General features: G+C 40.3%; 13 protein-coding genes. 12 read left to right on the top strand and 1 reads right to left on the bottom strand.

Annotated features, from left to right (window positions below):
- Positions 1–29: 29 nt before the first annotated feature.
- Complete coding sequence (locus BM156_RS05070; protein WP_093918764.1) at positions 30–2,006, bottom strand: putative porin; 1,977 nt, start codon at positions 2,004–2,006, stop codon at positions 30–32.
- A 418-nt stretch (positions 2,007–2,424) separates the two neighbouring features.
- Between BM156_RS05070 and BM156_RS05075 the strand changes: the two genes are divergently transcribed.
- The 12 genes from BM156_RS05075 to BM156_RS05130 all read left to right on the top strand — a co-directional run bounded on the left by BM156_RS05075 (position 2,425) and on the right by BM156_RS05130 (position 12,695).
- The gene (locus tag BM156_RS05075) at positions 2,425–3,210 is read left to right on the top strand and encodes an MlaE family ABC transporter permease (protein WP_212733421.1); all 786 of its coding nucleotides are present in this window, start codon (positions 2,425–2,427) and stop codon (positions 3,208–3,210) included.
- A gap of 14 nt (positions 3,211–3,224) precedes the next feature.
- Positions 3,225–3,953, top strand: coding sequence for an ABC transporter ATP-binding protein (locus BM156_RS05080; protein ID WP_093918765.1), 729 nt, complete (start codon positions 3,225–3,227; stop codon positions 3,951–3,953).
- Positions 3,954–3,965: 12 nt separating this feature from the next.
- A complete protein-coding gene (locus tag BM156_RS05085) occupies positions 3,966–4,913 on the top strand; it encodes an MlaD family protein (RefSeq protein WP_093918766.1) in 948 nt (315 codons plus the stop codon).
- Positions 4,914–5,078: 165 nt separating this feature from the next.
- Positions 5,079–7,496: an ATP-binding protein gene (locus tag BM156_RS05090; protein ID WP_093918767.1), complete on the top strand. Its 2,418-nt coding sequence runs from the start codon at positions 5,079–5,081 to the stop codon at positions 7,494–7,496.
- Positions 7,497–7,535: 39 nt separating this feature from the next.
- Positions 7,536–8,891: a sigma-54-dependent transcriptional regulator gene (locus BM156_RS05095; protein WP_093918768.1), complete on the top strand. Its 1,356-nt coding sequence runs from the start codon at positions 7,536–7,538 to the stop codon at positions 8,889–8,891.
- A gap of 62 nt (positions 8,892–8,953) precedes the next feature.
- Positions 8,954–9,385 carry a response regulator gene (locus BM156_RS05100; protein WP_093918769.1) on the top strand — a complete coding sequence of 144 codons (432 nt, stop codon included), beginning with the start codon at positions 8,954–8,956 and terminating at the stop codon, positions 9,383–9,385.
- Between the two features lie 189 nt (positions 9,386–9,574).
- Positions 9,575–10,102 carry an HdeD family acid-resistance protein gene (locus BM156_RS05105; RefSeq protein ID WP_170846868.1) on the top strand — a complete coding sequence of 176 codons (528 nt, stop codon included), beginning with the start codon at positions 9,575–9,577 and terminating at the stop codon, positions 10,100–10,102.
- A gap of 429 nt (positions 10,103–10,531) precedes the next feature.
- Complete coding sequence (locus tag BM156_RS05110) at positions 10,532–10,714, top strand: hypothetical protein (protein ID WP_093918771.1); 183 nt, start codon at positions 10,532–10,534, stop codon at positions 10,712–10,714.
- A 34-nt stretch (positions 10,715–10,748) separates the two neighbouring features.
- A complete protein-coding gene (locus tag BM156_RS05115; RefSeq protein ID WP_093918772.1) occupies positions 10,749–11,036 on the top strand; it encodes a YtxH domain-containing protein in 288 nt (95 codons plus the stop codon).
- Positions 11,037–11,066: 30 nt separating this feature from the next.
- On the top strand, positions 11,067–11,435 hold the full coding sequence (locus BM156_RS05120) for a hypothetical protein (protein WP_093918773.1): 369 nt from the start codon (positions 11,067–11,069) through the stop codon (positions 11,433–11,435).
- On the top strand, positions 11,432–11,662 hold the full coding sequence (locus BM156_RS05125; protein ID WP_093918774.1) for a hypothetical protein: 231 nt from the start codon (positions 11,432–11,434) through the stop codon (positions 11,660–11,662). The genes BM156_RS05120 and BM156_RS05125 overlap by 4 nt, the downstream gene beginning before the upstream one ends.
- Positions 11,663–11,816: 154 nt before the next feature.
- Positions 11,817–12,695, top strand: a complete 879-nt coding sequence (locus BM156_RS05130; RefSeq protein WP_093918775.1) for a universal stress protein — start codon at positions 11,817–11,819, stop codon at positions 12,693–12,695.
- The last annotated feature ends 26 nt before the right edge of the window (positions 12,696–12,721 follow it).

Here is a 12,721-nt window from a genome sequence, read left to right on the forward strand (position 1 = left end):
TATTAAACTCATACAATGGTTTCAGTTCACTAATCGTAGAATGTCCAGGCTACTCCTAAGCGAAATGTCCTTCGGTACAAAGGATGCTGGGGAGCAGACCAGAAATTGCCATCCAATAATCCTGACGCTGCGTTAAGCCATTGAAAAAAGACTCTTGTTCGTTTCAGTTTCAGGTTGATATGTGCATCTACAAACGGAAAGTTACCGATTTTTTTTTCATTCTGCCAATAAAAACGGCCTGTTGCAGGATCATAAGTATCAGCGTAGAACTCGGTATTGTACCTTACGTCAGCTCCAATCTGGGTGTATAAAACTTTGGATATAATGGTTTTGTAATTGACACTCAGGTAGCTGCTGAAGTCTGGCAGGTGCAGGTATTTTTCTTGATTACCTTTTTGCCAGAGTAGCTGTGCTTTTAATAACCAGTGTTTGCTTTCAATGGTTTTATTCAGGTAAGCCGATAAAATCAACATCTCTGCTGATGCTTGTTCTGGTTTAGCCTCTTTGTTGTTGTATATGTAGTTTCCAATCAAGGCATAATTGGCTCCAAGTGTTAGTTTGTAACGTTGTGAATGGATTTTCCCTCTGATGATCATCTCGTTGATGTTGTCAAAGCGGTTGTTCCATTGATGGTGGTTTGAGCTGAAGCGTGTTTGAAAATAATCTGGAACCAGCGTGTTCAATTCACCTGAAAGTTGCAAGCTTGTTGTGTCTCTGCCAATGCGAAGCGGTTTGTAAATAAACGCACTAAGCTCAGTTTGTCCCGAGCGGTAGCCGGTAAGATAGATTTTTCCTTCGGCTCCCCACTTCCAAAACACGCCTTCATCGCGCGAAATGCCGCCACCAACAAAGGTATTGCTATGGTTGAATTTTTGCAGGACGGTATCGATGGGCATTTTAATTCGAATCAAATCGTGTCCGATGTAAGCTCGTTTACTGAAGGTATATTTTCGGTCAGGAGCTTCATAAAATTTCAGTTGGAATGTATTGCTTAGTCGGTTATAACCAATTGTATCATTGGTCGCCAGCGAATCGATAAAGGTATTTTTGTAAAAACTCAGTTCTTCCTCGGTCTGATGCTGATCGTTGTAGGTCTTTTGGTTGCCAGAGTATTCCACTTGGTAAAAGAAACCTGTTCGCGGGATAAATTCATCGTAAATATTGCCGATGCTGTCTTCTACTTCAACGGTTTTCCCCAGTCTGTATTCCGTGTTCCAAAAGAAGGTATTATTCCGAAGGGTGGAATTTGCGTTGTCTCGATTAACGACGTAAATATCCGTTTCTGAGAACTCATTCAAATCAGCATTCGGATCAGCTAAGCCTCCATTCTCTTGGTTTTTAACTCGATTAAAGATCAGGTTAAAATGAGAAACTAACTTGTCCGTATTGTAACTGGAATATAACCCAATAGAGTGGAATTTATTTTCTTGAAACTTGTATTGACCCGTTGCTTTGGATTGATCGTAGAAAAAAGTAAAGTTCAGATCTGGATTTACGTTTTGTGAGTGGAATACATTGAAACGTGTTTCGTTTTGGACATTTTTGTTCCCACTTTGACTATAATCGAGCAAAGTGTAGGGGGTGGTTGTGTTGAAATACCGGATGTCCGACGGTAATTTTGCGTACAGATCAAAATTTTGGTAAAAATAAAAGTCAGAATCTCCCTGTCGTTTAAAGAAGTCATTTGACAGATAGGCTCCTCCAAAATTTCCTGTGAAGGTATTGCTAATGCTTTCCTGAAAGATAGGATTGTATAGATGAAAAAAGCCAAGAGCAGTATCTACTTCAGCTTCTTGGAGCAAAGCTCCGTCGTTTTCCAGAGTCCAAGCCCGAATGTGGGAGGGAATACTTTTTTCATGATCGTGTTCTTCCACATCTAAGCTGTCACTTGTATCGAAAGAGTTGTTCGGATCAAATCCCCCAAAATTATTGAGTTCTCTTTGGGCCAGCGCACAACTCACGCTCACCAACAAAATCCATATGGTTAACTGTAGTTTCTGAAACATGCCGGGGCAAATATAGTTAAAAGTCAAAGTCAGATTGAATTTTAGTCCTTAAAAAAGTTAAATAAAGCGATTGTTTACAAATAAATATGATGGCGCTGGTTCCTAAAGTTTTACAGATACATAAAAAGTCCTAATGATCCAGATGGCTTGCCATGCCTAATCTTAGAAGGCAAGCTTTATTGATGTGCTGTTTCTGTTATCCGTAGAAAGGATACCTGGCAGAACCTTTGTTTGCTGTTTTATTGTGGTAGTTTATCTACAAGTTGGTAGAACTTGTCTACAATTGTATTGTTCATATCGTATTTATTTGCTACTAGTCGGATCGCCTTCTTTTATAGCTTGTTCTAGTCATTATAGTCTCTTAACGTGCTAGGGGGGAAATTATTTTGAATAGTATTTGCCATGCTGTTGCTAACAAATGAAAGATCTAATAAATACGATTCAGCATTTACTCGAAGCCTTCTTTCAGGAAGTTGGAGATATTTTGCTGTTTACAGGAGATGTCGTACGGCAATTTTTCACAGCTCCTTTTGAGTGGAAGGAGTTGGTTCGGCAAGCTTACTACATCGGGAACAAAACTTTGCCATTAATCGGGATTACCGGGTTTATTATGGGCTTGGTATTAACCATGCAAAGTCGACCAGTTATGGAAAGCTTTGGGGCTGAGTCGTTGCTGCCCGGAATGATTGCTGTTTCAATTATTCGAGAAATTGGACCTGTGATTACAGCCTTGCTGTGTGCCGGAAAAATTAGTTCAGGAATTGGTGCTGAGTTGGGAGCCATGAAAGTTACCGAGCAGCTGGATGCAATGGAGGTTTCAGGGGCGAAGCCGTTGAATTACGTCGTTGCCACCCGGGTGTTGGCAACAACGTTTTTGGTGCCTGTTTTGGTCATTATGGCTGACGTGGTTGGTTTGTTCGGATCGTATATGGCCATTGCGATGAATGAAGATTTATCATTCATGCTTTTTTTATCCTTGGCTTTTGATTCGCTGAGCTTTGTCGATATTATTCCGGCAACGGTTAAGACATTCATTTTCGGCTTTTTCATTGGCCTGATTGGATGTTATAAAGGTTATACGGCGGATCGGGGAACCGAGTCTGTTGGACGGTCTGCAAATTCTGCAGTAGTCACAGCTTCGCTAGTGATTTTTATTATTGATTTGCTGGCCGTTCAGTTTACCAGTTTATTAGGGGCTAGTTAATTTATTAAACAATCATGGAAATAGTAATTGATATCAAGCATTTGAAGAAGGCTTTTAAACGGAATGAAGTGTTGAAAGATGTCAATCTTCAGCTTGCCAAAGGAGAGAATTTGGTGATTCTCGGAAAATCGGGAACGGGGAAATCTGTTCTTCCAAAATGTATTGTTCGGTTGATTGAAGCTGATCGAGGAGAGATACATGTGCTTGGAAAAGATATTTTGAAGCTGGAAGCGACTGAGTTGGATGAAGTGAGAAAGAAAGTCGGTTATCTGTTCCAGGGAGGCGCTTTGTACGATTCGATGACGGTGAAACAGAACTTAGTGTTTCAGATCAGGCGTACGCAACTGGAGAAGAACAAAGCCGAATTGCGCGACTTGGTTGAAGAAGCTTTAGCAAATGTTGGTTTAAAAGATGCGATGCAGAAAATGCCAGCTGAATTGTCAGGGGGAATGAAAAAGCGAATTGGCTTGGCTCGTACGCTGATTCTAAAACCAAGTATCATCCTTTATGATGAGCCAACGACGGGCTTGGACCCTGTAACCGCTGGCGAGATCAGCGAGTTGATTTTAGATGTTCAGCAGAAATACAACACCTCCTCAATTATAATCACACACGATATGAAATGTGCCAGAATGACTTCAAATTCGATCCGAATTATGAAGAACGGGAAATTTGAAGTTGTCGGGAGTTATGATGAACTAAGGCATAGCGACGATCCGGAAGTTCGGGCTTATTTCAGCTAAAAAGAATGTATTATGGGTAAATCAAAAAGTCGTTCGTTTAAGTTGGGCTTGTTTGTTTCTGCAGGAGTGCTGCTTTTTATGTTGGCAGTGTACTACCTGGGAAGCAAGCAAAATTTGTTTTCTTCATCCTTCACGGTTCAAAGTCGGTTTTACGATGTAAAAGGCTTGGTTGAAGGTAATAAAGTCCGTTACTCTGGAATTGATGTGGGAACAGTTTCCAGTGTAAAATTGATTGCCGATTCTACCATTATGGTTGAACTGTCGATTGATGAGCGCGTGCGTGAATTTATCCGAAAGGACTCCAAAGTTGAGATTGGACGGGAAGGGCTGATGGGGAGCAAGTTGGTATTTATCCATCCTGGAACTGCGGTGGCTGGCAGTATCGGGGACAACGGAGAATTGGAGTCTGTAAAATCGGTTGATATTGAGGAAATGCTGCGTGAAGCTCAAAAGATTATTGATGATGGAAGGGCAGTATCTAAAAATCTTTTGGCAATGAGTCGGAAAATAAACGAAGGTGAAGGAGACTTGGCACGATTAATTAATGATAATACAATCACAACCACGCTTAGTCAAACAGGAGATGAACTGCTTGGCATTGCTCAAAATGCTCGTGAGATTACCGAAAAAGTGAACAAAGGTGAAGGGGATTTAGGACGTTTACTAAATGATACGACCATTACTTTTCAAATGAATAGAAGCTTGAGTCAACTAGAGGAAGTTGGGGCAAATGCAGATACTTTTACACAAGAGATGGCCAAGTTTGGAAAAGCATTAAATAACGGGCAGGGCCTGCTCAATCGCTTGGTTTACGATAGCGTCATGGCAGTTCATGTGGATACCACGATTGTGAAAGTGGGCGAGGGGGTTGATGATGTGGTTGAAACAGCCGAGGCGATTCGGGAGAGTTGGTTGCTTAATTTATTTTCAGGGCGAAAGAAAAAGAAAGTAGAGAAATAATTAAACGTTTTTTTGTTGTAACTTCTTTTCAATATTATGAATGAGTTATCTGAATCGATTGAATTAAATATTTTGTTCCTTAGTTTGAAATAATCACTTAACTTCAATGGGCATCATCAAAAGAATGCTGGTTTTTGGACCAACCAATTCTCAAAGAAGAAGTGCATGAAAGAACAACTCGAAAAACAAATTCAACAAATAGCTGAGCTTATTAACAAGGTAGAAGAGGGAGATACCAATGTTGATGCATTGATTGGTCTTGAAGAGTTACTGGACTTGTTGAGTAACAAAATTAAGTCAAGTAAATTAGGTGGTTTGCTCGATAGCCAACCGGCTTATCTGGAGTCGGTAAGACATGAGGCCATTTTTATTTTTGATCGATCGTTGAAGGTGTATAAGTATACCGGGATGTTCGATCAACTTTTTCATCCACAGAAAGAGGGGGCTCTAAAAGTTTCAGACTTGCTTCAGTTTAAAAATGCAAAAACGTTTTTTGATAAGATCGAAGAGTTGTTGAAAACCCAAGCAAATCAAACTTTTGATGCAACAATATATTCAAGTCAGGGCGTTCCGTTACCTGCAACAATTAGTTTAGAGCTACTTGGAGGTAAAAAAGGCGATGAGTTGATCGTTGGTGGAGTTAATTTTCAAAATACAACCCTCACAGATATTAAAAATTATCAGCAGCTGGTTATCGAGAATTTGCCGGATATTGATGTGTATCTGTTTGATTCGGATTATCGTTACGTACTGGCCGGTGGGCGAGAGAAAGAGCGTTTTGGGATGTCCAATAGTTATTTCCCCGGGAAAACGCTTTTCGAGGCATTTGAAGATAAAATTAACCGACGGCTTTTCCCATTTTACCGGAAGGCGTTGAATGGAGAGATGGCTGAGGGAGAATTCCGTGTCGAAGATCAGATTTACTATATCTGGGTGACTCCCGTTCCAAATTTTTATAATGAGGTTGTTGGTGGAACAGCTATCGTACAAAATGTAACGAAGGATAAAGAAATTGAGATCCGTCTAAAAAAGGCGAAAGACGATGCTCAAAGAGCAGATAAGGCAAAGTCGCTGTTCTTAGCCAATATGAGTCATGAGATTCGTACGCCATTGAATGCAATCATTGGCTTTGCAGAACAGTTGAGTCAATCGCAGATGAATCGGGAGCAGGATCGTTTTGTGCAATTTATTAGTGATTCCTCCGAGCATTTATTGTCGTTGGTAAATGAGATTCTTATTCTGTTTAAAATTGGAATGGGAAAGGTGCACATTGACCGGGTTCCTTTTAATTTAACTCAACTGCTCAATGTTATTTACAATTCGTTCATTATAAAAGCGAATGAAAAGCAATTGCAGTTCTCCATACAGGTTGACCCAGGAATTCCGGAAACACTTGTTGGCGACCCTTTTCGGCTGAGGCAAATCATTACTAATTTAGTAGCAAATGCGATCAAATACACCGATGAGGGAGCTGTTGTGTTACGTTGCTTTTTGCTCGAAAAAGATGAGCAAACTTACCATCTGAAATTTGAAGTTGAAGATACTGGAATGGGAATCGCATCAGAGCTCATTCCGAAAATTTTTGATGAGTTTACACAGTCTGAAGCGCAGCCTGATAAAAAGCGTAAGGGAGCGGGTTTAGGGCTTACCATTTGTCGAAAGCTGGTTGACTTGATGGATGGTCATATTGATGTGGAAAGTGAATTGGGGCAGGGAAGTTGCTTTTCTGTATTGCTGCCGTTTTATCATCCGTCCGACGAGGAGCAGGCCAAGAGTGAAAGTCACTTTTTATTGAGTGAGAGCTTGTTGAGAGGAAAGAGAATTCTTTTTGCTGATGATGATGAATACAATCTTTTATTAGCCGAAACGGTGCTTGGAAATTGGGAAGCCTCATACACGTTGGCAGTAAACGGAGAAGAAGCTCTCAATCTTGCAAAAACTAACTTATTTGATATTCTTTTGTTAGATATTCATATGCCGCGGATGAGTGGTGTAGAGGTTGTTAAGGAAATAAAAAGCGATCCAAAGAATCCGAACTTAAACACCAAGGTGCTGGCTGTCACTGCCAATGTCTTACAGAGTGATTTAAAGATGTATATGCAGGAAGGCTTTGACGGTTATGTGTTGAAGCCGTTTAAAGAGAAAGAGTTGTATAATAAAATCTGTAATGTGCTACAGCTGGGAGAAGTTTCAGGAACGGAATCACTGTGGGAGGCTCCGAGGCAGGAAAAAGAACAAGAGGGCAATGGATTTGATGCAAGAAATTTAAGAAAAACCGCGAATGGAGATAGCACGTTTTTTTATAAAATGATTGATACATTTGTAAGAAATGCAGAGCAATTAAGTGCCGATCTAGAGCAGAAGTTAGATGAGCGTGATTGGAATGAAATTGGGGAGAGGGCTCATCGGGCAATCCCTTCATTCAAATATTTTGAACTGAATGTGCTTGTCGAAAAGTTGAGACGATTGGAGGATTTATCTTTGCGCGAAAAAAGTTTTGATGCGCTTCCGAACGAGATTCGAGAGGTTTTGAGAATGGTGGACCAAGCGATTGAAGAGGCGAGGCAGGAAACAACAGAATAAAAAAACAGAACCAAAATAGACATAAATCACGGGAACAAAATGAGCAAGATTCTGATAATTGACGACGATACATTTATTTGCGAGATTCTGAAAAAACAACTTGACAGCAGTGGTTATCAGGTTGATACTGCTTTCTCGGGGAAAAGCGGAATGGAGGCAATAAAGGGAAGTAGATTTGACTTGGTGCTTTGCGATTTTAGGCTTCCGGATACGGATGGACTGGAAGTGCTTCAGAAGATTAAGGCTTTGTCGCCGGCAACGGTTGTGATTATCATTACGGCTTATGCCGATGTTCGTCAAGCTGTGAAATTGATGAAGATGGGAGCAGAGGATTACATTACGAAACCTTTGCAGCAAGAAGAAATTTTGACTTTAATACGCAAAAAGCTGGGAGCTGAAAGCCAAAAGCAAGTGAAGACCAAAGCGCATATCTATACTGATGGAGATTTCATTATGGGGAAGAGTGAAAACATGCGCTCGGTGATTAATTTATCCCGAAGGGTAGCGCCAACGAATATGTCAGTGCTTATTCAAGGTGAAACCGGAACAGGAAAAGAATACGTTGCCCGGTTTATTCATCAGCACAGCAAGCGGAATGATAAACCTTTTGTTGCTTTGGATTGTGGAGCTATTCCCAAAGATCTGGCCAATAGTGAGTTGTTTGGTCATATAAAAGGTTCGTTTACTGGTGCTGTGCGCGATAAAGATGGCGTATTTCAGCAAGCTAATGGTGGGACCCTGTTCCTGGATGAAATTGGCAACTTAACCTACGATATTCAGGTTCGTTTACTGCGTGTGTTGCAAGAGCGGACAGTTTCCCGGGTGGGAGAAAATAAATCTCAAAAAGTAGATGTTCGGATCATCACAGCAACCAATGATGACTTGAGGGACGAAGTAAGTCGGAATAACTTTCGGGAGGATCTTTATCATCGGGTAAATGAGTTTAAAGTTAACTTACCACCTTTGCGAGAGCGAAAAGAAGATATCCTGTTTTTTGCACGCCATTTTCTCGAAGCTTCGAATGAGGAGCTTGGCCTGAATGTGGTTGGCTTTAGCCCGGAGGTAGAAGCAATTTTGCAACATTATGCCTGGCATGGAAATCTGCGGGAACTAAAAAATGTAGTTAAACGGGCTGCCTTGCTGACAACAGGGACGGAGGTTGAGCGAGAATGTTTGCCTCATGATATTGTTCATCCACCAGAAGCGGAGGTTACCAGTGGAACCGTTGAAATTGGGGAGTCGAAGTTAAAGGATGCTTCTTCTGAATTTGAGAAACAATTAATAATCAGAACGATTGAGGAGGCGGGCTTTAATAAGTCGAAAGCTGCACGCCTGCTGAAGATCGATCGAAAAACCTTATATAACAAAATCAAGCAATACGGAATTGAAATTTAAGCCAAGCGGATAGCTGTTTGGAATAGAAATTGGGCACTTGCATTTCGTGAGGAGGACTAAAAATGCAACAAGCAAACTTATTGAAAAAAATAGCGATTGTTGATAATGCCCTTGGGTTCTTCAAAATTGATGAGGGAAAGCTGGGGAAAGAAACGCTAAAAGAACAAGTTCAATGCTTTAAAAAAGCAGCTGATTTATTGCAGTACTTGAAACAATTGAAAAAAGATCGAATGTTGACAGAATTTCCAGATTATGTCTTGATTGATATTCATTTGCCGGATATGGAAGCGGATGTCTTTTTGGATGATTTGGATCAGCTGATAGGGGCTAGCGATGCGTCTGAAGTGTTTATTCTGTCAAGTTCAGCTAGCAAGAAAAATCGGGATTTGGCTATGCAGTATCCTTTTGTAAGTGCATACCTGGAAAAGCCTGTTTCGGCTGATTTGCTTGAAGTGTTGATTGGAGTGAAAAGTGTAGATAATCCCCCGCACTAGTTTGTGGATTTTTTTTCACAACTGTATCGTAGCAAGAGGTGTTCTTTTAAAGAAGGTCACTTTTTTGAAGAGGAGACAATATTTTTCTTCAATTAATGTTTTGTAGGGAAGATTAATTTGCAATTTGATGAGTGAAGGGTAAGTCCTGGTAGGACGATTGGTGTAGTGTATAATTTAATGAATTCAATTATGTTGTTTAGGTTTTCTCAAGGACAATCATTCGGGTATTTACGTGGAGTTGTGATGATCTTGCTTGGTTTAGCTTTGCTTTTTTCACCCGAGTTTACTTTGGTGTCAATTGCTCGTTTGGTCGCTACTTTATTTATTGTGAAAGGAGCATTAGCGGGAATTTCGTTATTACTTTCCAGAGGCGAGCAAAGAAATCCAGGATTATTACTAGAGTGTATAATTGACCTTGGAATAGGCTTACTTGTGTTATACAACCCCGGAGGAACAGTGTCGTTCTTTGTCGTTATTTTGGCCATTTGGGCGCTACTTGGTGGTTTGTTAATGGCCTTTTCTTTTAATACCCTTCGCCGGGTGGGGGTAACCAACTGGGGACTGTTTATGAGTAGCATTATTGCTTTATCTTTTGGCTTGGTATTGTTGTTTGAGCCACTTCAGGGAGGAGTCGCTTTAGCAACGATTATCGGAGCCTTCTCCTTAGTTTACGGAATTGCCAATATTATTTCAGTGGCTTCCGGGCGAACCATGTAGGTATTTTCTATTTATTGAAAATAGTATAACTGAGAAGACAGTTACCGTATAGGTAACCGTCTTTTTTTGTTTGGGGTATCTGTTTTTATGAGCTTGAAATGCCTTTTCTTTCTGATAAATAAGTTTTCTTTTTTGCAGTTTCCAGTGTGCTTTATGCGGTCGTTAGATGTCCTGTAATCCCCATTATTCCAGTGTTGTTAAGGTTTTTCTACAACGTGTAGAATATGCTCTACTTCTAATAAGCGATGGTTTAAAATGGATGAATGGCTAATTCATTGATAGCTAGTGTCTTTTGCTTTCGTGTTTTCCTCTGGTAGAGTTTGGAACAGTATTCTCAATATTACAAGTAAATGTTTTAGAAACAAGATGATAACTGACAAGAGTAGATATGTTCGGTTGGATCTGTTCAACATTTAAAAGAGTACAAAAATGAGAAGTTTGAAGAAACGCATTGAGAATATGAATCTTTACCTGAGTTCGAAATCCTATTCGGGCAAGGGAAAGAGTACGATTAAAGGAACTGACCGCCCGATGAGCTCGGGGAAAATGACCAATACCTTGGATGGAACCAAGAGTACGAGAACGTCTGACAAGCTCAGAACGTCGATTTAAAAGCAATTATTAACCAATTTAAAAAAGAAAAGTCATGAGTAAAGCAACAAGAAATGCCCTGCTAGGGTTTGTCGCTGGTGCTGCAGCTGGCGCGCTAGCCGGAGTTTTATTGGCTCCTGAAAAAGGTGCTAAAACCAGAAAGAAAATTCAGAAAAAAGTAAAACGAGTTTCTGAAGATATGACCGATACCATCGGCGAAAAAGTCGATAATCTGAAAGATCAGTTGAATGAGGTGATTCATCAGGTGAAAGATAAAACCGATGAGGCTGAGGCCAAACTCAAGAAAGAGGCAAAAGCTGCAACAAATGCGACCGGTAAGTAACGGAAAACTAATTTTTAACAGTCTGAATTTATGAGCAAAAACCTTTCAGATAATATCAACGAACTGGGAGATGTTACCAAAAAATATGTTCAAACGCGTATTGATTTGGTTAAACTGACTGTTCTCAGTAAAGCAACACAGGTAACTTCTTATCTGATCAGTAATTTAATCCTTGCTTTAGGCGGGGCGTTGATCCTGTTTTTCGTATTGGCAGCTTTCGTTGTTTGGTACGGACAAACCTATGGCGATTATCTGACGGGTTTGTTGCTTGCAATTGGCGTTTTGGTGGTGTTGTTTGTGCTGTTTGCGTTATTTCGAAATCAACTTATCAGCTCGATGGTATTGCGAAAATACTCATCCATGCTCTTTGAGGAAGAGGAAGAAGAGGAGGAGTTATGAAAAACATTCGAAATATGCGTGAGTTGCGTTTAAAAAGGCAGAGTTTAACGTATAAGCTTCACCACTTGGAAGATCAGCTGAAAAGCCAGTCCGATAGAACGGTTCATGCCTTTACTGGTTATGTGAGAGATTTGGCATTTGAAACTGGGATGAAGATTGCTGTGGGCTTACTGCTACGTTATCGGAAAAAGGCGAAGTCCAAAAAAGAGAACGAAAAGGAAGACTAACGCATGGTGCCCGGGGCATTTTGTCTTGGAATAAAGAATGAAATGTCTGGAGTAAAACTGAAGGCAAAAGGCCATGTAACTACTGTCCAGAAAGGATATTTACACGATTGATATGATAGCTCCAAAAGGAGAACAACGATAAAGCTTAGAAAACATGAAAACAAATTTATTGCTACTAGATACAAAAAAGAACATGGAGAACCTCATTTTTTCGGGGTTCAACCTGAGTAATCAACTGCATCGGAAATTGAAGATCGTTTATGTGATGGATTTCAATTGGATAGGAGGTAGCGGATTTGTTGACCCAACAGCCTCCAGTATTGATGCAAATATTCGAGTGGCTGAGAAAGCTTTAAGAAAAGACTTTGAGGAGGCCGAGTCCGAAATGCGCCATGCTATTGGTAAGTACCTTGAGTCCAATCCGCAAAATATTCATTACGAAGTGAGTGTGGAGGAAGATAGTCGAATGACGATTGTGAATGACACGATTCAGGAAGATGGAGATGTGTTGTTGCTAATGAGTAACTACAATAGCTATTCGGGTTTGACTACGGGGACGATTAATTATCCCAATATTATTGATAAAGTTAGCTGCCCGGTACTGATTTTGCCTGACGATGCCCCTTCTGTGAGTCTCAACAGTTTCTTGTATGCCACTGCTTTTCACCCTGAAGATTTTAAAGCCATGCGCCATTTAAAAGAGATTGCTTCTGGGGCTGAAAATCGCGAACTTACGGTGTTTCATAATCTTGAAACGACTGCTTTTGAAGATATCTTGAAATGGACCGGTTTTAAAACAATGACCAAGGAGAGTGTTGACGGAATTCGACTGCGCTTTGCTCATACCCGTGAGAAAAATGTTCGCGAAGGGTTAAAAAAATACCTTGAAGATGAAGATCCAGATGTGGTGGTCATCCTCAAAGAAGAAAAAGGATTTTTTGAAGATCTTTTTTCATCTTCTGAAACTCACTATGTGGTGACTCATTTCAATAGACCAGTATTGATTTATCACGAGAAAAATCTGAAAAAATAACATTGTAAAACCAAATAAAAGCTAAA

It is taken from the genome of Sunxiuqinia elliptica, from assembly GCF_900113005.1.
Taxonomy (GTDB): domain Bacteria; phylum Bacteroidota; class Bacteroidia; order Bacteroidales; family Prolixibacteraceae; genus Sunxiuqinia; species Sunxiuqinia elliptica.

Excerpts from the sequence above, each read along its gene's own strand:
- BM156_RS05070 (WP_093918764.1), bottom strand. The coding sequence starts at position 2,006 with ATGTTTCAGAAACTACAGTTAACCATATGGATTTTGTTGGTGAGCGTG.
- BM156_RS05075 (WP_212733421.1), top strand. The coding sequence starts at position 2,425 with ATGAAAGATCTAATAAATACGATTCAGCATTTACTCGAAGCCTTCTTT.
- BM156_RS05080 (WP_093918765.1), top strand. The coding sequence starts at position 3,225 with ATGGAAATAGTAATTGATATCAAGCATTTGAAGAAGGCTTTTAAACGG.
- BM156_RS05085 (WP_093918766.1), top strand. The coding sequence starts at position 3,966 with ATGGGTAAATCAAAAAGTCGTTCGTTTAAGTTGGGCTTGTTTGTTTCT.
- BM156_RS05090 (WP_093918767.1), top strand. The coding sequence starts at position 5,079 with ATGAAAGAACAACTCGAAAAACAAATTCAACAAATAGCTGAGCTTATT.
- BM156_RS05095 (WP_093918768.1), top strand. The coding sequence starts at position 7,536 with ATGAGCAAGATTCTGATAATTGACGACGATACATTTATTTGCGAGATT.
- BM156_RS05100 (WP_093918769.1), top strand. The coding sequence starts at position 8,954 with ATGCAACAAGCAAACTTATTGAAAAAAATAGCGATTGTTGATAATGCC.
- BM156_RS05105 (WP_170846868.1), top strand. The coding sequence starts at position 9,575 with ATGTTGTTTAGGTTTTCTCAAGGACAATCATTCGGGTATTTACGTGGA.
- BM156_RS05110 (WP_093918771.1), top strand. The coding sequence starts at position 10,532 with ATGAGAAGTTTGAAGAAACGCATTGAGAATATGAATCTTTACCTGAGT.
- BM156_RS05115 (WP_093918772.1), top strand. The coding sequence starts at position 10,749 with ATGAGTAAAGCAACAAGAAATGCCCTGCTAGGGTTTGTCGCTGGTGCT.
- BM156_RS05120 (WP_093918773.1), top strand. The coding sequence starts at position 11,067 with ATGAGCAAAAACCTTTCAGATAATATCAACGAACTGGGAGATGTTACC.
- BM156_RS05125 (WP_093918774.1), top strand. The coding sequence starts at position 11,432 with ATGAAAAACATTCGAAATATGCGTGAGTTGCGTTTAAAAAGGCAGAGT.
- BM156_RS05130 (WP_093918775.1), top strand. The coding sequence starts at position 11,817 with ATGAAAACAAATTTATTGCTACTAGATACAAAAAAGAACATGGAGAAC.